The 21,571-nt window shown below is 36.8% G+C and carries 20 protein-coding genes; 3 read left to right on the top strand and 17 right to left on the bottom strand.

All coding sequences use genetic code 11. The features are described from left to right. The 10 genes from AC6F8J_RS04795 to AC6F8J_RS04750 form a co-directional block, all read right to left on the bottom strand. A partial coding sequence (locus AC6F8J_RS04795) for a hypothetical protein (protein WP_500721423.1) occupies nucleotides 1-690 on the bottom strand: 690 nt, incomplete at its 3' end. Next, complete coding sequence (locus tag AC6F8J_RS04790; RefSeq protein ID WP_500721422.1) at nucleotides 674-1,756, bottom strand: hypothetical protein; 1,083 nt, start codon at nucleotides 1,754-1,756, stop codon at nucleotides 674-676. The genes AC6F8J_RS04790 and AC6F8J_RS04795, both read right to left, overlap by 17 nt. 28 nt (nucleotides 1,757-1,784) lie before the next feature. Continuing rightward, nucleotides 1,785-3,098: a radical SAM protein gene (locus AC6F8J_RS04785; RefSeq protein ID WP_500721420.1), complete on the bottom strand. Its 1,314-nt coding sequence runs from the start codon at nucleotides 3,096-3,098 to the stop codon at nucleotides 1,785-1,787. A 1-nt stretch (nucleotide 3,099) separates the two neighbouring features. Next, nucleotides 3,100-4,479, bottom strand: a complete 1,380-nt coding sequence (locus AC6F8J_RS04780; protein ID WP_500721418.1) for a cobalamin-dependent protein — start codon at nucleotides 4,477-4,479, stop codon at nucleotides 3,100-3,102. After that, nucleotides 4,476-5,861, bottom strand: a complete 1,386-nt coding sequence (locus AC6F8J_RS04775) for a radical SAM protein (protein ID WP_500721417.1) — start codon at nucleotides 5,859-5,861, stop codon at nucleotides 4,476-4,478. The genes AC6F8J_RS04780 and AC6F8J_RS04775 overlap by 4 nt, the downstream gene beginning before the upstream one ends. Before the next feature lie 6 nt (nucleotides 5,862-5,867). Next, nucleotides 5,868-7,145: a cobalamin-dependent protein gene (locus tag AC6F8J_RS04770; protein WP_500721416.1), complete on the bottom strand. Its 1,278-nt coding sequence runs from the start codon at nucleotides 7,143-7,145 to the stop codon at nucleotides 5,868-5,870. Continuing rightward, nucleotides 7,142-7,756 carry a methyltransferase domain-containing protein gene (locus AC6F8J_RS04765; protein WP_500721415.1) on the bottom strand — a complete coding sequence of 205 codons (615 nt, stop codon included), beginning with the start codon at nucleotides 7,754-7,756 and terminating at the stop codon, nucleotides 7,142-7,144. The genes AC6F8J_RS04770 and AC6F8J_RS04765 overlap by 4 nt, the downstream gene beginning before the upstream one ends. 46 nt (nucleotides 7,757-7,802) lie before the next feature. After that, entirely contained in the window at nucleotides 7,803-8,663 is an 861-nt protein-coding gene (locus tag AC6F8J_RS04760; protein ID WP_500721413.1) for an EFR1 family ferrodoxin, read from the bottom strand. Between the two features lie 197 nt (nucleotides 8,664-8,860). After that, nucleotides 8,861-9,355: a DapH/DapD/GlmU-related protein gene (locus AC6F8J_RS04755; protein WP_500721411.1), complete on the bottom strand. Its 495-nt coding sequence runs from the start codon at nucleotides 9,353-9,355 to the stop codon at nucleotides 8,861-8,863. A 165-nt stretch (nucleotides 9,356-9,520) separates the two neighbouring features. Continuing rightward, complete coding sequence (locus AC6F8J_RS04750; RefSeq protein WP_500721409.1) at nucleotides 9,521-10,045, bottom strand: DUF5698 domain-containing protein; 525 nt, start codon at nucleotides 10,043-10,045, stop codon at nucleotides 9,521-9,523. A gap of 597 nt (nucleotides 10,046-10,642) precedes the next feature. On the opposite strand from AC6F8J_RS04750, the gene AC6F8J_RS04745 reads away from it, so the two are divergent. Beyond that, the gene (locus tag AC6F8J_RS04745; protein WP_500721408.1) at nucleotides 10,643-10,981 is read left to right on the top strand and encodes a helix-turn-helix transcriptional regulator; all 339 of its coding nucleotides are present in this window, start codon (nucleotides 10,643-10,645) and stop codon (nucleotides 10,979-10,981) included. Between the two features lie 2 nt (nucleotides 10,982-10,983). Then, nucleotides 10,984-11,931, top strand: a complete 948-nt coding sequence (locus AC6F8J_RS04740) for a hypothetical protein (protein ID WP_500721407.1) — start codon at nucleotides 10,984-10,986, stop codon at nucleotides 11,929-11,931. A 93-nt stretch (nucleotides 11,932-12,024) separates the two neighbouring features. On the opposite strand, the gene rplT is transcribed toward AC6F8J_RS04740, so the two are convergent. The 7 genes from rplT to AC6F8J_RS04705 form a co-directional block, all read right to left on the bottom strand. Further along, nucleotides 12,025-12,378, bottom strand: a complete 354-nt coding sequence (rplT, locus tag AC6F8J_RS04735; RefSeq protein WP_500721405.1) for a 50S ribosomal protein L20 — start codon at nucleotides 12,376-12,378, stop codon at nucleotides 12,025-12,027. Between the two features lie 23 nt (nucleotides 12,379-12,401). Beyond that, complete coding sequence (gene rpmI / locus AC6F8J_RS04730) at nucleotides 12,402-12,599, bottom strand: 50S ribosomal protein L35 (protein ID WP_125136195.1); 198 nt, start codon at nucleotides 12,597-12,599, stop codon at nucleotides 12,402-12,404. A gap of 20 nt (nucleotides 12,600-12,619) precedes the next feature. Continuing rightward, nucleotides 12,620-13,123: a translation initiation factor IF-3 gene (infC, locus tag AC6F8J_RS04725; RefSeq protein ID WP_275843200.1), complete on the bottom strand. Its 504-nt coding sequence runs from the start codon at nucleotides 13,121-13,123 to the stop codon at nucleotides 12,620-12,622. A gap of 372 nt (nucleotides 13,124-13,495) precedes the next feature. Beyond that, the gene (locus tag AC6F8J_RS04720) at nucleotides 13,496-16,237 is read right to left on the bottom strand and encodes an alpha/beta fold hydrolase (protein WP_500721404.1); all 2,742 of its coding nucleotides are present in this window, start codon (nucleotides 16,235-16,237) and stop codon (nucleotides 13,496-13,498) included. 184 nt (nucleotides 16,238-16,421) lie between these two features. Continuing rightward, nucleotides 16,422-19,451, bottom strand: coding sequence for a winged helix-turn-helix domain-containing protein (locus AC6F8J_RS04715; RefSeq protein ID WP_500721402.1), 3,030 nt, complete (start codon nucleotides 19,449-19,451; stop codon nucleotides 16,422-16,424). A gap of 300 nt (nucleotides 19,452-19,751) precedes the next feature. Further along, nucleotides 19,752-20,150 (bottom strand): bacteriohemerythrin, encoded by a 399-nt coding sequence (locus AC6F8J_RS04710; RefSeq protein WP_500721401.1) that lies wholly within the window; start codon nucleotides 20,148-20,150, stop codon nucleotides 19,752-19,754. 264 nt (nucleotides 20,151-20,414) lie between these two features. Continuing rightward, nucleotides 20,415-21,005 carry a SurA N-terminal domain-containing protein gene (locus AC6F8J_RS04705; protein ID WP_500721400.1) on the bottom strand — a complete coding sequence of 197 codons (591 nt, stop codon included), beginning with the start codon at nucleotides 21,003-21,005 and terminating at the stop codon, nucleotides 20,415-20,417. Between the two features lie 264 nt (nucleotides 21,006-21,269). On the opposite strand from AC6F8J_RS04705, the gene tnpA reads away from it, so the two are divergent. Beyond that, the coding region (gene tnpA / locus AC6F8J_RS04700; RefSeq protein WP_500721399.1) for an IS66 family insertion sequence element accessory protein TnpA at nucleotides 21,270-21,571 on the top strand (302 nt) is incomplete at its 3' end.

Raw genomic sequence — 21,571 nt, 5'->3', positions numbered from 1 at the left:
GAAATACAATCTATCTTTTTCTACTTTTACCATGACAAAGGCGACCGGCTTCTGATCATGGTAAAAGACATGAATCTCATCCTTTGAAGTCTTGAAAAATTCTATGGGCAAGGTCTCCAGTGGATACTTAGATTGGTTAAGCACTGCCTTATATAAAGCATATAGCTGATCATCAAAGGTCTCATTATGAATCTTCTCAATTCTTACGGTTCCTAGTCTCCTCAAGGCTTGTCTCAGTCTGCGTCTATAAGGACTTCTAAGGGCTGACACATAGGTCTCAAAATCCTCATAATTGTTATCAAAAATACATGTATCCAAGGTTCTACCATAAGGGATGCCTTGGGGTATTTTTTCTAATGTTCTTATATTCAATATCAGATGAAGCCCACCTTCTTCTTGAAGGTGATGGATCAAGGCTTCAAGGTTACCAAAATAGCCTTCCCCATCGATAGATACAGGCAAGGCAACCATGGTGATGGGTACATGCAATTTGAACTTTCCAAACGTAAATAGGTTCATCTTTCTTTTAAAAGTATAGCAAGCAAATTCCGGATGAAAGTGATAAGTAAAGCCTTCTTCCCATGTTTCATCAAAATAAAGCGTATCTTTTTTTAGCCAATCATTGTCACAATACCTATCCCAATCTGCCGGACGATGTGATGAACATCTTACTTCATATTTTTTTCTCATAAGTCACATATTCCCTATATGGTTTTTGAGCGAATCTTGAGGTGATCTGTCTTGAGGCACTGTTATCCCCATGAATCCAACTGGATATGAGGTGTTGTGATGCTTTTTCTACCGCTTCCATAACCCCATTAAACAGAATAAAAATAGCCGGTGTGCCACGGTACTTGGTTTCGACACCGATTTCCACAATTTTTATGGTTTTTGGTTTTCTTTTCAACAACCTGTATTGGAGAAAAGTACCTATCCCCGCACCCCTACTGCTTTTGACCAGTTCATTAAAGTCCGGATACCAAAGGATGAAACCAATGTCCTTGCCGTCTTTTTTTACAAAAAGCAGATTCTTATGGTCCAGTAAAGGCATCATACTCTTAAAAAGTTCTACATCTTCATCATAATCCCTTCTGAAATAATAACTATGATCGGTAAAAATGTTATTGTTCAAGTCTGTATATCTTTTCAAGGATGTCCTAAGGCCTTTTCTTGAAAAATCAGCGGCTTCCAAAGTATAGGGCGCCATCCTTAGATGCAGTTTGTTACGCAGTTGTACTACCCTGGGGGCAATGCTTTGTACTTCGTCTTTATAACTGACAAAGGTATGACCTTCAAAGGTCTTAAAAAATTCAGCGTAATAATCCGGATTATAAGCTTCACCAAAAGAAGGATGCCCGGAACCAATGGTTAGAAAGCCCAATCCGTTGTTACAGTGACCGTCTATACCGATGACCAACTTATCACAACCCAGTGTCTTTCCATAGGCTTCTGCATAACTTAGAAGATGTTCTACACTTTCCTTCGCTTCCATGATCGCTTCAAAGAAAGCCAAATACAGGACTTTCGGTTGTTGCTCATGACATATCAAGACCCCTTGACAATGGAGGTCTTTTTCTACACTGACCGTTATCATGACTTGTTTGGATTTCTTGTAAAAAACGCCTTTAGGATTACAGACCAAAGCAAATAGACCTTCTTTGTTATTTTTGAAGGTCTGATCTTTGCTATATATTTTTTTGATCATCTGCTTATAGATGGATTTCTTTTCATGGTCTTTGATGATTCTAATTTTCATCTGCTTCTTCCTGACTTCATTCATTGGCTTATATAATATTTGGTGTGATGCCCTGATGGATCTGATGGCGGTAATAGAGGTTCACATACAGATAGAACAAGGACCTTAAAGGTTGCTTGAAAAACTGGGGCCTTATGAGGGTTCTTTTGATAATGGCTCTGATACCAAATACTTCTCTATACAGATCCCAGTAAGCCTCTGTTAAGGCGTCCATAGACATATGAATCGGTTCATGTACGGCCATCGTGCCGTTATAGCTGTAGATGTCCTTAATAATAATGCGCCCTGCCGCTTCCATCTCATCAAAAAACAGCGTCCCCGGTATCGGTGTTAGTATGTAGAACCTGGGCACCGTTATTTTCTGGTCGATAATAAATGTAGCTGTGGCTTTAATGCTCTCTAGGGTGTCCCCGTCTGCACCGATGACCATCTCTGTGGATACATCAATACCGGCTTTTTGAATCTTTCTGATCTGCTCACCATACCGATCGACTTTGGCCCAAGCCTTCTTCATATGTACCAGGCTTTCTTGGGTGATGCTCTCAATACCAAAAGACAAGGCAATACAACCGCTGTCTGCTACTGCTTGTAGAACCTGAGCATGGTCGGCTATGTTAATGGAGCACTGAGAGAGCCACTGCATCTTCAAGTCTTTAATCGCCTTGCATAAGTCCAGTAGATAGTCTGTATCCGAGAAAATATTATCATCCAGCAATAAGAACTTCTTATAGCCCAGTGCCTTAACCGCTTTAATATCCCGAATGACTTCTTCTATATCACGCTTATAGTATTTGTTCTTATACAAGCAATAAACACTGCAAAAACTACAGGCGTGGGGACAGCCTCTTCCGGCTTGAACCGGTAAGAAATCACCAATTTTTTTCTGTGTCAGCAACCCATAGTCCGGTGTTGGATAGGTCAAGGTCGTAAGGGGCATATCATATAAGGGCTTCAGCCTGCCTTGCTTGTAGTCTTCAATTAATGCGGGGAAGCTGATCTCTGCATCCCCAATCACCACACTGTCACAGTACTTGGCGGCTTCTTCCGGCATCAGACTGACCATATAGCCACCCATGATAACGGTCTTGCCTCTTGCTTTGAAGGCTTTGGCGATATCAATGCTTCTGACGATGGCGTGACCCATACCGGATATGGCAATCAGGTCGGCGTCCGTATCAAAGTCCACGGCTTCAATGGTTTCAAGGCATACTTCAAATTCAACGTCCGGTGGACACAAAGCCGAGAGTATGGCCGGTGCCAGACCTACGAAATAAAGTCTGCTTTTTTTCACCAACCGGTCCCGATTATGATAAGGGGTGGATTGTATAAACAAGATTTTCATATTAGCCCCCTTTGATTTTTTCTGTCAGATATGCTTTTAACATCTTTCTATAAAAATCCAAATCCATGAAATCATAGATCCCTGTTTTCTTGGCTATCTTATAGAGCCTGATAAAGAGTCGATAGTAAGCTCTGTAAAATGCTTGTCGGCTCATATGTATAGGGTCCAGTACCAGATGCAGAAAATCCCAATCTTCTATAGTTGTAGACGTAATCTTGTCTTTATAGGTTTCATAAAGCGGGGTTCCCGGTATGGGTGTAAAAATCGACACGGTGACATATTTTAGATCATGTAAAACGACCCAATCATATAGGTCATCAAAATAAGTTTCGGTCGCTTCAAGGGGCGCAATCATAAGACCAATACAATGAGAAGCCGTTTCTTGAATCACTTTCACACAAGCACTGTTATGGTCCAGATTACTCCCCTTGCCATAGCTGTCTAATTCTTTGTCCGTAACCGCTTCAAGTCCTACAAGAAAATACTTAAATCCGATTTCTGATAAAGCATGGATCAACTCCGGGTTGTCTGCAATAAAATCCGCCCGTCCATAGCAAGTATAAGTCTTATGAATCTTATGGGTCTTAATTAAATCAATGAAATCCCATAGGCGTTTTTTGTTAACCAGAAAATCATCATCTACAATCTGAACGTTTTGACAATCTAAGTCTTTTAGTTCCTTTATCACCAGATCTAGGTCCCGCTCTTGATACCGACTGCCGTTTAGTAAAGTACAATAACAGAAATTACAGGTATAAGGACAGGAAAAAGAAGTCTTGATGGTTCCTGCTTCTGTCAGGTCCAAGTAGCGGTATTCTGACTTGTTCTTATAAAAGAAGCTTCGATCCGGTATGGGCAAGGTGTTAATGTCAATAGGTCTAATAGGGTTCATAACATAATCATCACCATTATTATCCATACTACCTTCATCTTTAAAACACAAGCCATTGATTTTTGATAAAGTTGTGACATCTTTATTATTTGCTTCAAGGCATTGTACTAAAGTCACAAAAGCATCGATGGATTCACTACGACAGATATAATCCACATCTTGATCAAAAAATCTATGAGGATTAAGCTGAGCATGTACACCACCAATCACCGTTATAATCTGGTGGTTGATTTTTTTGGCTTTCGTACAGTAAGTTTTCATAAGGTTTTCTTGAGTAATGTAGCCACTGATTGCCACAATGTCCGGTTTTTCCCTTTTTATCGTGGCTTCTATGGAGGTCTTCTCAATAAAACCATCATAGATATAGTCCACATAGCCTGCAGCTACAAGTCCGGTGTGCAGATATTCAAGCTCTAATGGTTCATTATCTAGTATTTTAGTAAAGCTCAGTTTATTGGGTGCCTTAGGACGAATCAATAATACTTTCACGGTCTTTTTCTTCCACGTATCAGCATATTCTTAACATACACACCAAAAAGATTCTTAAAGCCCAGCACCATCTTAATTGAATTTTTGGTTGGAATGTTTTTCCTTGTATACGCCACGGAGTAGGCATTAAAGTTCACCACCAAAGCCAACTTAAGGACCTGTAAGTAGTAGGCTTTTAGGGACATCTTGGAAGGATAGATTAAGACATCACCAAAATTCCACTTATCATAATCTTCTTTTGGATAGATGAGGCGGTCCTCGTATTGATCATACAAGGGTGTCAATGGATGAGGCACCAGTGGTGAGAAGGTAATTAATTCCGGACGCAACCTTTTAATATAGGCTAAGAGACGTTTAAAATCCTTTTTCTCCCAATCGGGATGTATAATAAAGGAACCCCAACAGGCGATGCCGCTATCTTGTAGTATTCGAGTGACCTTTTCGTTCTGATCCGTTGTGGCTTGCTTATTGTACTCTACAAGTCTGCTGTCATCAAAAGCTTCATAGCCGATGATCACCGCCATAATACCGCTTTGGGCCAAGCTTTTCATTAAGTCAGGCTTTTCTAAAACAGAATTCACACTGCCATAGCACATGTATTTCTTCTTAATTTTTCTTGCTTCCAGTAGATTGCAAAATTCTATCAAACGGTCTTCATGGACTAAGAAATCGTTGTCGCAGATCATCACATAAGGTTCATCTAAAGCCTCAATCTGATCTACAATCTCTTTGATGCTTACTTCTCTGAGACTATCGCCTTCAAGCTTCCAACGCACACAAAATGTACATTTGTTACGGCATCCATAAGCCGTTTGTACGATGGCACAAGGCTGAAAACCAATATATTGATAGTGCTTTCTGTAACGCTTGGTAACTTCTCGGTCCGGAACGATATATTCATTGAAGCAGAATTCACCTTCGTTCATGAAATCCAAGGCTCTGCTATAGATGCCTTCAATTACTCCAACCGGCCTCGTTCCTTCGACCTCATTCATTAAAGCTGAAAGATTCTGTCTGGTGGTGGATTTGTAAACATAGTCTACATGAGGACTAAAAAAAGAATCCGGAAAACACGTAGCTTGAACACCGCCAACGGCTACCACGATCTTAGAATCGAATTTTTTTACCATGTCCGCTATTTTTAGAACATTCTCTACATCCGTACACTGGGAGGTGATGCCTACCATATCCGGTCTGTATATGCTTAAGTATTGTTTTATGGATGCGTTTTTTTCAATCATACAGTCCAGTAAAAGGACCTCATGGCCTAATTCTTTAAGGACCGTTGAGACACATTCAATGCCAAGAGGCTCTCCAAATAGGAAATTCTTTACCGTTGTTATGTTTTTATTGACCCATGGTCGTATTAGTAATACTCTCATCTCACTTTAACCTTTCATGATTTTTTTCAGATATTGCCAAGTAATCTTGCCGGCACCTATGGACAACTTCATAGTGGTTGCTATACCATAGCGCCTAAACATATAGTGTATATGACTTGGGGTTACTGTAATCTTATAATAAAGCTTCAATATCTGTAGGTAATAGCTTCTGATGCTTAACCCTGTCGGCCTGACAACCAGATGGGCCATGTCCCATTTTTCATGGTCCTTATAAGGAATAATCAACTGATCTGTAAAAGCCTCTAGCATACCAGTTCCAGGCATGGGCGTTAGTGGCTGTAGATTCACAAAGATGAGACCGGTCTTTTTTATAAAATTATATAAGTTATCAAAATGGCTTTTATCCCAGTCGATGCCCAGTATAACCGTACCATAGCATTCAATATCATATTTTTGTAGGATGGCTATAGCCTTTTCATTGTCCGTTACAAGGCTTTTCTTATTGTAACTGTCCAGTTCTTCCTGACTGGCCGCTTCAATACCAACAATGACTGCACTTAGCCCGACCTCTTTAAGCTGACCTATAAGGGTATCGTTTTTTGCTATAAAATCAGCCCGTCCATAGACCAGATAATGCTTTTTGATGTTGTGTCGTTTGACTTCTTCTATAAAGGTCATTAAGCGCTTTTCATCAAATAAAAAGTCGTCGTCCACAATATAGACTTCCTCTTGCTTAATGGTCAATAATTCCCTTATGACTTGTGCTATGGGTCGTGCATGATAGGTTGTTATTTCCTTGCAAAAACAAAAATTACATTGATAAGGACAGCCATAGGATGTTTTAATCAATGCACACTTGTTTTGAAACAGATAATAGTATTTATCCATATAGCTTTTAGGTAGATCTCGATAAGGAAGGGCATCAAAAGGTGCCTTGCAACCACAATAGCGATACAGTTCCTCGGCGCTTGTGCATACTCTATCAATATGTGCATCCACAAAATCTTCCTGACAGACCGTAGCATGGACGCCACCTACAGCGACAAGAATCTCTTTTGAGATTGCTTTGATGGTTTTTGCATAGTTTTTGATCACACTGATATGACTGATATAACCTGTTATGCCCACAAGATCAGGCATGAACTTTCTTATATGGTCTTCCAATCCCTTTTTCTCAAGGATCATATCCAGAATCCGAACCTCATGACCATGCTCCATAAGCACACCGGCCAAGCTCATGAGCTCCAAGGGTTCGCAGACCATGACACTTTGAAGACCTATAGTTTCTTTATGGGGTTTGGGTCGTATGAGCAGGATTTTCATCGTTTTTTCCTCATGACAAAGCCACAAATTGATGGCATAAACCATTTTTCATGTACGGCAAAGGTATACGTAATTGTAAAATATCTGGAAAGCAGTTTTTTGAAAGCCGCCTTAGATAAATAGGCTGCGCTTTCCGCTGTTTTTTCTATCATCTTCATGACAAAGTTATCATAATGATTGTTAATACTGGCTTGGGTAAAGATTGCGATGCCATCTTCCTTTAGATACTTTTCCACCTGACTTAAAACATGTTCTTTTTTCTTATAGTAGGGAAAAGAATGACTACAGATAATCAGATCAAAGGTCTTGCCATCCAGTTCATATATATGATCAGAATCAATGTTATGATGAATCCAATTGGCTTTTATCTTCTTACTTTTTGCTACTTTAAGCATTTCTTCCGACTTATCCATACCATATAGCTTATAGCTCGGATAGACACGACTAATCTCATCAAGCAATTGACCTGTACCACAGCCTAGGTCTAAAACTGTCGCTTCCTGAAAATTAAAACCACCAATGAGTACCATTACTTGTCTTCTTGTCGGCTCTAGAGAGTATTTCTGCACCCAGAGACGGTCATACTTTGTTGCTAGCTTGTTCCAAATCATTCTATCACCTCAAGTTATTTTTGTCTTTTTATCATCGTTTTAAAATTTATTTTTCTACATCTTCCATATACTTCCAAAGTTTCCTATTAACATTTAATTTTTTTTGGTTATATCTTCGATTAATAATCCATTTATAATTGAAGCCATTTTTGAACTGGACAATATCTAGACCTCGGGAATGAATGGCGTTTTCCGGACAACTATAAACACACTTCATGCACCAGATACACTGCCAACCGGCTCTAAAATCGCCTGACTCAAAGCTTACATTTCCAATTGGACATCTTTTTTCACACAGTCTGCATTTTATACAGTTCTTATTCGCCTTTAAAGACCTACCAAATAGCCTTGCGCCAATCTGCTCCTCAAAAAAATGAAGCACCGTTACCAATACTTCCCTAAGAAAATCCCTATGATGTCTTCTCTTAGTTTCTTCTATTATTTCCTTTACAATATGAGGAATCTTTTTATCTCTTGTCACTTCATACAAGCGCTTAACAACATCTTCTTCCATGTCCAGCAACCAATTCGAGGATATAATCAAAATACGGTCATAAAAGACATCATACCATTTTTTTCTAAGTTGATGTATCAGGCTGATAGAAGCACTTTTATTAATCCAACCATTGCTAGATCCTGTACGGATGATAAAAACCTTAGCGTTGTTTCTTGGTAAAGCATCGACGTACATCTTGGCGATTCTAGGTGATCCAAAGCCATAAATCGGAAGCACAAATCCCAACATGTCAAATCGTTTGGGATCCACTTCAACTGTATTATTCAAAGCCTTTTCTAGCTTAAACATTTTAACATTGTACCCTTTTTTTAGTAGGGCTTCTTTCAATTCCTTAGCAACATAGTAGCTGCTTTGGGTTCCGGTAAAATAAAACATACCAATGTTCTTCATTCATATGCCCCAATTCTGATTATTTTTGGACACCATTCATTATCTCTTAAGATATCCGCTTTTATTATACATTAAGCCCCCTATGAATAAAAGTGCTTCTCTTGTATTGTTCTATAATGGTTAAAGTATCAAAACACAGTTTCTATATTTTTGTATGAAAAATTCAACTATATAATTTTGATTCTTTAAACAAGTCCTTATTTATAACCTTTTGATAGTGTCACATATTCAAGCGCATGGGATTTTAGCCCTAAAATCTCTTCTTCCGTAAGTTTTCGAATGACTTTAGCAGGAGAGCCCATAATTAATGTCCCATCTGGAAATACTTTGCCCATGGTCACAAGACTGCCTGCACCTAATATACAGTTCTTCCCAATAACGGCGTTATCCAGTAGGGTACTACCCATACCGATTAAAGTCTCATCGCCTATAACGCAACCATGAATTACACAGTTATGTCCAATGGTGACGTGACGACCAATATGGGTTCTGGCGTCTTCTGCCACATGAACCGTGGAATTGTCCTGAATATTTGCCCCTTCACCTACAAAAATATTGTTAACATCGCCTCGTAACACGGCACCAAACCATATGTTCACATCTTCTTTTAATATGACTTGTCCTATAACCACAGCACTAGGTGCCACATAAGCTGATTTATCAATATCTGGTTCAAAATCTTTATATCTCATTTTCTTCACCTATTATTTCTATTTTCTTATTGGTTAAGGCGTCAAAACTATATAGTTGAACTTTTGCATGCCATATATAGTTACGAATGCATTAACGTAATCTATATATGGTATATGAATTTAGTGAAACTTAGTTTTGACCCTTTAACCCTTATTATAATCTTATTACTTTTTAAGTGTCCCAAAGCCACCATAAACCGGCTTAATTTCATTCACGGTTATAACCGCATTCTCTTGATACTGATGAATGAGTCTAATTAGTTTTGTAGCCATCTTTCTTTTAACGTGCATAATCAAAACAGTTCTCTTACTATACATACCCTCACCTGAAATCGAGGTTACTGCATAACCATGTTCTCTTATTCTATTGATCAATTCGATTCCGTCACTTTCTTTGACTATGACTTCCACCCTTGTGGTACCAATGGCCAGCTTTTCTTCAAAAACAGAACCTAGGAAGTTACCCAGTGCAAAGCCCAGTGCATAAACAAAAACCTTAATCGGATCACTGGATATATCCTTCAATACAGTTGACACCAATATAACCCAGATACAAACCTCAAAAAAACCAATAAAAGCGCCTTTTAGCCTTTCACCACGGGTTATCAAAACGATTCTCGTGGTAGCCAAGGTAACCTCTACAATCTTCACCAATAATATAGCGATATATATCAATACTTGAATCCACATACGTATGCTCCTTTTTCTTCGTCATGATTCGTTATCATTCCCACCCAAGTTGTCACTTTATTACTCAAATATGGGTTGTCTTCATAACTTATATTATAACAAAGGTGTCAAAATCTATGATACCTTACTCTAGCCTTTATGAAAAGAGTCAATTTAGTTATATTATCAAAAAAAACTTTTATTCTATTATAAGTAACCTTGGTTAAGGCGTCAAAACTATATAGTTGAACTTTTACATACCATATATAGTTACGAATGCATCAACGTAATCTATATATGGTATGTGAATTTAGTGAAACTTAGTTTTGACCCTTTAACCAACCTTTATATAAAAAGTATATAAAGCTGAATTAAAAAGCACTTAACATTAAAATAAGAGATTCTATTACTACAAGTTCAAAAAACATTTTTCAATTTACTTATTGACAATTCTTAGCTGGTCTTATTGAAAGGTCCTAGTAGCCTTATACTTTCAACTTAATAAACATAAATGATTTAAAATACAGTATATCTTAAACTATATACTGTATTTTTTTCTTGACAATAGTGTGTGTTATACAGTATAATTATATTAACAGTAAGAAAGTTGGTGATTACATGAGTCAAAAAGACGTTATTGTTTCAAATCTCGTTGGGGAACTAAAAAGAGGTACATTGGTGTTAAGTGTCCTTATAAATACAAAAGAATCTACTTATGGTTACGCGTTAGTGCAAGCATTACAAGGCCTCGGTATTGACATCGAGCAGAACACTTTGTACCCACTTCTTAGAAGACTTGAAAGACAGGCATTACTTAGCAGCAGCTGGGACACGACGGAATCACGACCAAGAAAGTATTATCAAATCAGCCAACTAGGGCTTGAAGTCCTAAGTGACTTAACTGCTCATTGGCAAGAAACGAATACGATTATTAACACTATGTTAGAGGAGGTCTGATTATGAAAATTATAGAACAATACATCTACGCAATCGGCAAATACTTGCCTTACAATAGCCGTAAAGACATAAAAAAAGAGCTTTATGCTTCCCTTCTTGATGAGATTGAAGCAACTTATGGTGAGAATCCAACTCAGAAAGAACTAGAGGCCGCCATTACCGCTTATGGTACGCCGCGTCAAGTGGCCAATCGTTACAAAGATAATAACCTTGTTATCAGTAGCGGTTACACAGACTTATTTTTCTTTATCAGTAAAATCATCGTCTTTGCCCTAAGTATTGCTTTTACAATTATTTTTCTTATTGGCTTATTTGAAGGGGAATTAACTCCCAATACAATCATAGTAATGATTGCTCAAACTCTTGCACAGATCTTAGGTGCCAGTCTAAGTGCCATAGGTTGGGTGGCAGTTGGCTTCATTATACTAACGCGTTTAAATAAGGATTTTGATATTGATCTAGAAGATGACTGGACCCCTAAAGAACTGGCTGATATCCATATTGGTCTTGAAGGAGAATCTAAAATCGAAAGTGGTGTCTCCATTTTCTTTATCCTTATCTTCATTGTAATTATCAATACCATGCCCTTCTTACCCACAATTGCCGAGAATGCTTTTGGTATATCCGGTTTGTTAGGCCATAATCTCAATATTGATTTGTTTAAGATTTATTTAATACCACTGAGTCTACTTTGGTTTGGAGAAATCATCTATCATATCTTCAATCTATTATATGGCACTCAAACAAAAAGAATGGTTCTCTATGATTTATTGATTGAAGTTTTAAGTGCTGGTTTACTCTTACGAATGGTGTTTGATGTAACGCTTTATCTTAATTACACTTCCATCATTGGATTTAGAGCTATTATCCTATTAATTGCTATTATCGGCTTCATTGAAGCCATTGCAAAAGCCATTAAATTCATCAAGTTTTATATTATTAAATCCTAATCCTATATCAATACTTACATAATAAAACAGCTCTCATTGAATTGTATTTCGATTCAATGAGAGCTGTTTTATTATGCTTTTCATCTATAATTCTTATACGTTTGCTTTTGCTTTTTCTACAAGTTTTGAAAATGCAGGAGCATCATTTACAGCCATTTCCGCCAACATTTTTCTATTGACTTCTATGCCGGCAGCTTTCAATCCATGCATAAGTTGTGAATAGCTAATGTCATTCATACGCGCTGCTGCGTTGATTCTTGTAATCCATAGTTTTCTAAAATCTCTTTTTCTAAGCTTTCTGCCGATGTATGCGTACATACCTGACTTCATAACTGCTTGCTTAGCGGTTTTAAATTGCTTGGATTTTGCACCTCTATATCCTTTAGCTAATTTTAATACTCTTTTATGTCTTTTATGTGTATGCATTGCGCCTTTAATTCTTGCCATGTTTTAAACCTCCTAACGATCTATTATAAGTATGGTAATAATTTCTTGATTACTTTTGCGTTTGATGCGGACATGATGGTTGCTTTTCTTAGATTTCTTTTTCTCTTAGGACTTTTTTTCGTTAAAATATGGCTTGTATAAGCTTTATGTCTCACAATTTTTCCTGTACCGGTCTTTTTAAATCTTTTTGCTGCACCACGGTGTGTTTTCATTTTTGGCATTGTTTAATCCTCCTTATAAATTACTTGACATCTTTTTTGGGGGTCATGAACATAACCATGCTACGACCTTCCATTTTGGGATATTTTTCGATATCCGCTATGTCCGCCAAGTCTTTTGCAAATTGTAATAAGATATCTCTACCAATAGCTGTATGTGCTAATTCTCTACCTCTAAATCGAACGGCAACTTTTAACTTGTCACCTTTTGATAAAAACTTAATCGCATTTTTCTGCTTTGTATTAATATCATGCTGCTCGATATTCGGAGATAGTCGCACCTCCTTAAGACTTATAATGTTTTGTTTCTTACGTGCCTCTTTGTCCTTTTTCGTTTGCTCATACTTGAATTTACCGTAATCTGTAATCTTGCAAACGGGCGGTTTCGCCTTTGGCGCGATTTTTACCAAGTCAAGGTTCTTTTCCTTGGCTATGTTCAACGCTTCTCTTGATGTCATGACGCCTAATTGACCGCCATCTTCATCAATAACACGTACTTCTCTGTCTCGGATTTGCTCATTAATCATTTGTTCGCTAATAGTCGGACACCTCCATATGGTATACTGTTTGTTTGAGTCTGCTTTTTACAAGAATAAACATAAAAAAAGCTAGACCTAGATCTACCCACATATATAAGCTACTTGGCGCTGCCAAGTTAATAACTCATATGAACCAAAGTAACACGAAGTTCTAAGGTGAGAGTGGATACTCTTCTTCTTTTATCTGTGTAATCATACCATGACACGGGTGACCTGTCAATATTTTTTAGGTTTTTATATAAAAAGTGGCTATACTTTGTTAATACTATTTAAGGATAACCAATAAAACTGTGTACACTCATATAAAACCCCCCAGTAAACTTACTAGGGGGTTTTATAGATTATCTAATTCTTTATCAGTTAGTCAACTCTTACATTGAGCCAATCAATAATATCACTCATGACGGTTGCCTTTTCATTTCTTTCATTGAGCGATTCATGATAAAGTCCTTGATATATTTCTAGTGTTTTATCTACAGAGCTAATGTTACTATACAAGTTTTCTGAAAATGCTTTGGAAACAATTCGATCATCGCCTCCATGGAATATAAATACTGGGTAAGTATAATTACCTTCTATTATTTGATCTTCTAAATATTTTGATCCCGCTCCAAAGGTTTCCCATTGAAGTTTTCTTGTGTAAGATGTTAGACGTAATGGATCAACATAATAATATGCTTGTATTGCAGGATATCTACATACAGTACTAGTTAAGCTGTTTGCTACAAGGGCTTCAGCGCCTCCTACTGCTGCATAAAACGCTTCATCATCTAGACCAAAAGCCATATAATATGGTCCAGTCGCGCCACCAGATATAATTTGTCCAGCCAGCTTATCTGTATATGTTACGCCATATGCTGCTGTAAGCAAGCCACCCATACTGTGCCCTAACATATACACTGGCTTGCCTGGATTGTCTGCCTTAGCCATTTCTACAATTATGTCAATGTCTTCATAGTATTCTGCAAATGCTTCAACATTACCTGAATCCCCATTGGCAATGCCTGTTTCTCCATGGCCTTTATTGTCCAGCCTATATACGCCATAGCCTGCGGTGTTTAAGGCTTCTGTTATTTCATTATATCTGCCAAGATGTTCTGCTAAACCATGTACAATTACTACGACCGCCTTCATAGGTCCATCAACTTCAATGTTTTTTGCATAATATATTTCTTTAGCTCCAGTGGCGTCAATTATTAAATCGTCTTCTACTACGCTAAACGTTAATACATTACTATCAAATGCATAAGAACCTGTTATCGTTCCTGCATCTGCTTGAATACTAAAAGAGCGTGCATTGGTCGCATCTCCTGTAAAGGAAAGTGTAACTTGGGTATCTGAATTTCTAGTAATAGACTCAAGTGTTAATCCTGTTGTTCCCGTCGATACCGTCCAGTTAGCCGGGTTCGTCACTGTTGCATCCTCTGCAAATGTATGACCTAAGTTTATGATCTGTGCAGGATGATCTTCTCCTGAGGTTAAGTCAATGACAATACTTGCCCCGCTAACACCTTTTGTTATGGTTGTTGAGTTTTGTGTTGTAATAATGGGTTCTTTTCTTGCAACTTGAAGTTCCTTACCTGTGATGTTGGTGCCTTGCGTCACTGTAAAGGCTGCCGTTGCAAAGTCATAATAACCGTCTAAACGAGCGGTAATGATGTAGTCCTCACCTGCCAAAACGCCACTCATACTATATGTACCATTTGCTGCCGGATGAATCACGGATCCTACATCGACACCTGATTGCTTCAATTGAATCGAAGCAACTGACAAATCCGGTGCTCCTGCTGAGGCTGTTAGTACACCTGTTATCGTTTGTGTTCTAGGTGTACTACTTCCACCCGTATTATTTGAAGTGTTTTCAACAACAGGTGGTTGAATCCCTTCTGTTACATTGATTTCTAGTGGTGCTTTATCAAATACAACACCCGTCGCTTTTACATCAACAGCTATAATTCTACCATCACCTCTTACTTTAATTGGTGACTCAATGGATAGCTTTGTAACTGTTGTATTTGCGCCAATAAGAATTGTACTGTCTTTTATATCTTCTGATACGGTCATAGATAATATCTCAGTGTTGCCTTGTGTTTGTAACGCTACTTGATTGGCTTGCAATAGAATACTATCAAACTTTCCTTCAAGTATAATCGTCTCGCCTGCCGCTTCCTCTGCAATTACAATATCTGCACCTTCTACATCTATGGCTACGATTCGAACCGCACCACCGGCTGTTTCTTGAATGATAATCCTATTATACTGACCACCATTAATATGAATGCTGTTTTTTCCGCCGGCTCTTATATAGGTTTCTCCATTGACAACAATATTGTTCAAAGTAACATCACCTTGTCCAACCCCTTCATCAATGGTCAAGCTTCCTGTAATTATTAGGTTTTGTAGTATAACCCCGTCTGCTTTAATAACGACATTGCCTTCAATTTTCTCGGCTCCAATTACCGGACCATATGTCCCCGCTTTGTCATAAATTACGGTTCTCATGGCATGATTAAGAGCAACTATGGCCTCTGCTCGTTTTATTTGCGCCGTAGGTTTGAAGCTACCATCCGAATAACCACGCATTAATCCTGCTTCTCTAACTGCACCTATATATCCGTTACTCCATGATGCCATTTCACTAGAATCTGTAAAATTCATAACAGCATCTGTATTTGGCGTCAATGCCTTAACTTTTGCTATGACAATGGCTGCTTCTTGTCTTGAAATAAGTTTATTCGGTTGCATTGTACCATCAGGATAGCCCCCAAGATATCCTGCCGCAACTGCTTTTTGAATGACGTTATAATACCAAACGCCTTCTGCAACATCACTAAATTGAATCTCTGCTTCTGCAGAATAGCCAAATGCATTGTTAACAAGGTTCATGAATTCAGCTCTCGTAATACTGTTGTCCGGTTTAAACGAACCATCTCCATAGCCAGTGGCTAAACCTTTCTCTATCCATTCTTTGATTGTGTTACCTGCCCAATGGTTCTCAATGTCTGTCTTAGCTGATACACTGATTGTTAATGCCGGAAAACTAATTGCTAATGATAATACAATTGCTATGAATTTTTTTGCACCTTTTTTAAATCCTTTCATCACTTACGCCTCCTAATATATTATTCAATCTATGCCAAAGCTATGTTCCCAATTGCCTCCTTTCCTTTATTGATTGTCTTTCTTATTATTTATGGTACAACAATGCTTGTTAACAATTCATCAACCAATTGTTAACAAAAAAAACACATTCATTGAATGTGTTTTCCCAAAATATATGTATAAACTAAGTTGTTTTTTCCTTTATATGCCATAATTCTTCGTCCATTTTTTTCATCATAAACTGATCACCCATCTTACTATACAAATCCGCCTTTTTCTGGTAATAGCTCTCATTGTGGTTTTGGTGTTGGATCAGAATATTTATAAAATTAACGGCTTCTTTATAATCTTTCTTTTCCTCTAGCAATGACACTGCTTTTAATATTGCACTTTGAAACGTATTATAATATTTTTCCTTATCCAGATTAAATTCATAGATATCAATATCTTCACAAAAAGCACCTTTATAAAGATCACTTAACGCTTTAGCTGATAAAATGAAATCTTCATCTCTGTTTTTCATACTTTCAAGGCATTGGCTAAAACGCATCAAGTCTGTCGCAATGAACTTATCACTAATAAAATAGCGGCCATTGGCTTGCCATATGATGTCTTCAAACCCAACATCTTGCATTGCTTTTCTAATATAGGTAAGAGAGGTCCTTATATTACCATTGGCTTTATCTAAATCATAATGCTCAAAAAACGTATCCATAAGCTTGTCCTTGGTAACACCTGTTTTTTTATGATAAAGTAAATAGTAAAAGATATGTTTTGCTTTTACCGTTCGCCAACGAACAAGCTTTCCGCCTGCCTTTACAATATTATCACCGAAAAATCGAACATATAGTTTTTCTGAATCGTTTTTTTCTTGCTCAACTAACCCTTGACCTGCTCTATTTTTGATTTCTTCTATAAAAGTTTTGTGTATGTTGTTTTGTATACAAAAATGATACAAAGGCTTGTAATATTCATAAAAAGTCATAAAGTCCTGAATGTAATAACCACTTTCAGATAAGTCCATCGTTGTTTGTGCATACTTAAGGACATTTCTTTCATCACCCTTAGCCAAATAGGCGGTTGCAATAACAGCACTTAAGGTTGCCACATAGAGTTTTGTGCCAAAAGCTTCTGAAGGCACCATTGCCCGTTTAGCATACTCAATCGCCAAGTCATAATCCTTTAGAATTAAATACATTTGAGATAACATCATATCCACCATCATATAACCTAAATGGTTATCTTTAGGTATACGGGGATAATAATTGCTTGCCATCTCTAAGGCTTCATCCTTACGTCCTAAAAAAGCCAACATAGTTGCATAGGTAAAGGTGCTTAAATGGTACAAATTATTGTTTTTGTCTTCAAAACACTCCATTGTTTTTTTGAAATATTTTTCAGCATGGCCATATTCACCATTATGAAATTCCAGTTCTGCCAAAATACCATAAAGCTCAGGCAAATTGGCATTTAAACCAAATCGCTTGGCATTGTCAATTTCTTTTAGTACATGGGTTTTTCCTTCTTCCAGATGTCCCCAAACCATGTAAATACGTATGGTATAAATAATTGAGTTGAGCGGTGATATTTTGTCACGATATTTAGCTTGAATGGACATAGCCGTGCGATATTCTCCGATTAAATACGCCGCATATTCTAAGAGCGCAAATGCTTGCACCTCAGAAGTTTTAATATCCTTTTCGTCAATCCCTAATATTTCATTTTTTAATGCAATAAATTCTTCATCTACCCTGCTTAAAAAGGAACTGATATATAATTTTTCACTTAAAATATCCATCTTTTCATCTAATGGTCGATCTTGTATTTTTTTATAGATTCTATTGGCAAGGGCGTAAGCTTCATCTGCCTTGAATTCCATACGCAACACCTTCACCCAGATAATATCCGCTTTTAATAAGCCTTCGTCTTCCTTTTGATTCAAGAAAAGCGTACGTGCATTTTCAATAAAGCGTCTTCCACTTTCTACATCCAGATTCTTAAGGGCTATTAATGCTTTAATGAGTGAAAAGCTCCCATATTGATAAGCTGTTTTTATGGATATTTTCTTTTCCCAGTGGTAGATTTTCGAGTAATAGGCTATAGAAACATATATGTACTGGCCTTTTTTTAGCAGTGCATCCGCCTTATCATAGTCTCTTGATAAGAGTAAATAATCGATGGCTTCTAGAATATTATTTCTATATATATAGTAAGCACTTATTTTTTCATAAACTTCTTTCTTATTCAATACTTTTTCTTGCAAATAATCTCTAAACAAGTCGTGATATTTAAATACACCCGAATGAATTTTACTAATAAAAAGCCCTTTTCTTGACATTTTCATAAGCGTGTCATAGGCATCTGTTCTATTGGTAATATAGTTACAGGCTTCTACATCTAATATCTCTAAGAGACAAGTGGAACATAAAAACTCTTGATCGTCAAACATTTCAAATATATTATCAAAGCATTTTTTGTAAAGTTCTTGAATCTCATAGCCACTTACAAGGTTCTCACTTATTGCATGTTGTAAGAGATTAAGCCCAAAAGGCCACCCATTATTCTTCCTAATGAGTTCTATATTGTAAATATCTTGATGGTTAGGTTTAATTTTATCAATAAAGGTGTTTTCTTCAGCTTTTGAGAACTTCAATTGATCAATATTAATTTCTGCAAAACGATGACTGGTTAATAAAAAATCTATATCAAGTGTCGGTTGGGTCCTTGATGCAATAATAAGGCGTATATTAGATGGCATATATTTAATAAAAATAGCTATACATTCATGAATAAGGTCCTTTGTAAGATAGTGAAAATCATCAAAAATAATACATAGATGATCCTGAGACTTTTGTGATAAGTAATTTAACAAATCTGCAACCAGCCCTTTGATATCGCCTTGATTTATCCTTTCGTTCAAAAAAGGTATAATATCCTCTTGATGTTTACCAAGACATCTTGCAATACCTTCTGATAAATAGGTCATAAAGGTTACAATCTCATTATCAAACACATCCAAATGATACCACATCACTTTTTCATCGGTCATATGGTTGAATTGAGATAGTAATGTTGTTTTACCATAACCTGCTGGCGCGGTCACAAATATCACATTCTTATCTTTGTCTCTTGTCATTTTTCCAAGTAATTCTGAACGTTGTATAAATGCTTTTTCTATCGCAGTTGGGCTGAATTTTGCATTAATGATGTTCATATCACTTTCTCCTTTGTCAAGGTGTTTACCGAGTAATCTGGAAAACCTTCTTCATTCTTAATCATAGTACCACAATAATCTCTTTGTTTTCAACATACCTTCTTAATCTTATTGTCTAGTGATGGTTAAGGTGTCAAAACTATATAGTTGAACTTTTGCATACAATATATAGTTATGAATGCATCAACGTAATCTATATATTGTATGTAAATTTAGTGAAACTTAGTTTTGACCCTTTAACCAATGGTCGTATTTAACAAAAAAAACCAAAAAAAAAGGGCCCGATATGAGCCCTTCTGTTTACTTAACAACACCAACATATTGACTATCAGTTACTAAGATGTGCTCGACAATCCAATCTAGAAGAAAGGTTACCACGTCTTCAAGTACAGACAACTGTTCAAAGTCAATGTCTTTACTCAAAAAATCTTGTACTTTAGCTACAAAAGCTGCATGCTCCATTTTATGGGCGTTTAATTTATTATAACCATGTGCTTCCATCATGGCTTCTTCTTCTGCAAAGTGAGAAATTGTATAATCTTTTAAGCTTTCTAGTACATAGGTGATATCATCGTAACAGTCCACACCATCTTCAGCGTCATGAATGAGCCCTTTGACTTCTTCAACCAGATCCACCAATTGCTTATGTTGTCCGTCTATAACAGGTATTCCAAGTGAAAATCTATCTTGCCATAACATGTCTTGTACCTCCGCTAGCTTATTTAGTATTTTACCTTATTATTGTATCACCACGCCGGCTTTTGTCAAGGTCCTCTTAAATCTAAGGAAAGTTATTTAGATGTAGACTATGAATCGAGTCTTCATAAGTCACATTGTGTTTTAATTAGATGGTTAAGGCGTCAAAACTATATAGTTGAACTTTTGCATACCATATATAGTTACGAATGCATTAACGTAATCTATATATGATATGTGAATTTAGTGAAACTTAGTTTTGACCCTTTAACCATTAGATGTTTTCCTTATTAAATCTTCCACATATTCATTCCAGTATGCTTCATATGTTTGATTTTTATTTTCCTTATAGTTCATCATAACCGTCATCTTTAGCTTAGAAATAACTAAATCTCTCATGGTAGTTTCCCTTGAATACTCAAAGTACTCATCCATATTCATATCTAGTTTATTTAATAGCTCATCAAAGAATTCTTTTGTTTCAGGACTATTTTCCAGACCGCTTACTACATCATTGTAATGCTTTTCTAATTCTTCATCCGAAACACTAAGACCACTTTTTATAGCCGTTTGAAATAAGACCTCATTTCGAATAAGTTTATTTAACGCCTCATCATTTGTTAGCTTAATACCTGCTAAGCCATAAGATAATTTGACCATCTCAAGTTCATTTTCTTTAACTTCTCTCATTCCTATTTTTGCAATTATTTTAGAATCTTTTATATTAATCAATTCTTCTTCTGGCTGAATTGCCTCTTTCATTTTTTCGATTTTCGATTGTTTTTGGCTAACCGCATACATTGTTATTAAGGTTAATGCTATCACAATTACTGCTGCAAATATTATTTTATATTTCATAGTTGAACCCCTCACTAAAATTTAGTTTTCATTTCCAATGTATATCCTTCACCTAAATTACATCCGAACAAATAAAACATACTCCATCTTGCCTATTGCACTTATAGTCTACGTTAGAAATGATACATCAACAGTACTTTATAGTGGTCTAATTGTCAAGAGAGGGAAACGTAAATCCTTAATGGTAAGTGCTTCAAAAGCAGGCGTCCTACCAAAACATAAGCAAAAATGATATGCTTCCTTGAAGACAAGGAGGAAAAGATTATGAAAACAAAAGATTCCATTGCTTTGTGGAAGACCAGAATTGATAACTGTAAACGCAGCAATCAAAAAGTCGCTTACTGGTGCGAAGAAAATAATCTATCTAGGTTTGCTTATTATTATTGGCACCGCAAAATAACAGAACTGGAAGTATCAAACAAAAAGGATGTTTCCATCTTTGCCGAAGTTACTAAAAAAGAAGTACCTAAACATGCTAGCCATACCAATATAGAAGAACCTGAGCTTACTATTTCATGGAATGAAGTTTCAATCACAGTTAAAGATCATCGAGCAGTTCCTATGGC

The sequence above is a fragment of the Petrocella sp. genome (assembly GCF_059865615.1).
Note: the sequence above shows the minus strand (reverse complement) of the source record. Positions and strands in the feature narration are given on the sequence as shown.

Excerpts from the sequence above, each read along its gene's own strand:
- AC6F8J_RS04790 (WP_500721422.1), bottom strand. The coding sequence starts at position 1,756 with ATGAAAATTAGAATCATCAAAGACCATGAAAAGAAATCCATCTATAAG.
- AC6F8J_RS04785 (WP_500721420.1), bottom strand. The coding sequence starts at position 3,098 with ATGAAAATCTTGTTTATACAATCCACCCCTTATCATAATCGGGACCGG.
- AC6F8J_RS04775 (WP_500721417.1), bottom strand. The coding sequence starts at position 5,861 with ATGAGAGTATTACTAATACGACCATGGGTCAATAAAAACATAACAACG.
- AC6F8J_RS04770 (WP_500721416.1), bottom strand. The coding sequence starts at position 7,145 with ATGAAAATCCTGCTCATACGACCCAAACCCCATAAAGAAACTATAGGT.
- AC6F8J_RS04765 (WP_500721415.1), bottom strand. The coding sequence starts at position 7,756 with ATGATTTGGAACAAGCTAGCAACAAAGTATGACCGTCTCTGGGTGCAG.
- AC6F8J_RS04760 (WP_500721413.1), bottom strand. The coding sequence starts at position 8,663 with ATGAAGAACATTGGTATGTTTTATTTTACCGGAACCCAAAGCAGCTAC.
- AC6F8J_RS04755 (WP_500721411.1), bottom strand. The coding sequence starts at position 9,355 with ATGAGATATAAAGATTTTGAACCAGATATTGATAAATCAGCTTATGTG.
- AC6F8J_RS04750 (WP_500721409.1), bottom strand. The coding sequence starts at position 10,045 with ATGTGGATTCAAGTATTGATATATATCGCTATATTATTGGTGAAGATT.
- AC6F8J_RS04745 (WP_500721408.1), top strand. The coding sequence starts at position 10,643 with ATGAGTCAAAAAGACGTTATTGTTTCAAATCTCGTTGGGGAACTAAAA.
- AC6F8J_RS04740 (WP_500721407.1), top strand. The coding sequence starts at position 10,984 with ATGAAAATTATAGAACAATACATCTACGCAATCGGCAAATACTTGCCT.
- rplT (WP_500721405.1), bottom strand. The coding sequence starts at position 12,378 with ATGGCAAGAATTAAAGGCGCAATGCATACACATAAAAGACATAAAAGA.
- rpmI (WP_125136195.1), bottom strand. The coding sequence starts at position 12,599 with ATGCCAAAAATGAAAACACACCGTGGTGCAGCAAAAAGATTTAAAAAG.
- infC (WP_275843200.1), bottom strand. The coding sequence starts at position 13,123 with ATGATTAATGAGCAAATCCGAGACAGAGAAGTACGTGTTATTGATGAA.
- AC6F8J_RS04720 (WP_500721404.1), bottom strand. The coding sequence starts at position 16,237 with ATGAAAGGATTTAAAAAAGGTGCAAAAAAATTCATAGCAATTGTATTA.
- AC6F8J_RS04715 (WP_500721402.1), bottom strand. The coding sequence starts at position 19,451 with ATGAACATCATTAATGCAAAATTCAGCCCAACTGCGATAGAAAAAGCA.
- AC6F8J_RS04710 (WP_500721401.1), bottom strand. The coding sequence starts at position 20,150 with ATGTTATGGCAAGATAGATTTTCACTTGGAATACCTGTTATAGACGGA.
- AC6F8J_RS04705 (WP_500721400.1), bottom strand. The coding sequence starts at position 21,005 with ATGAAATATAAAATAATATTTGCAGCAGTAATTGTGATAGCATTAACC.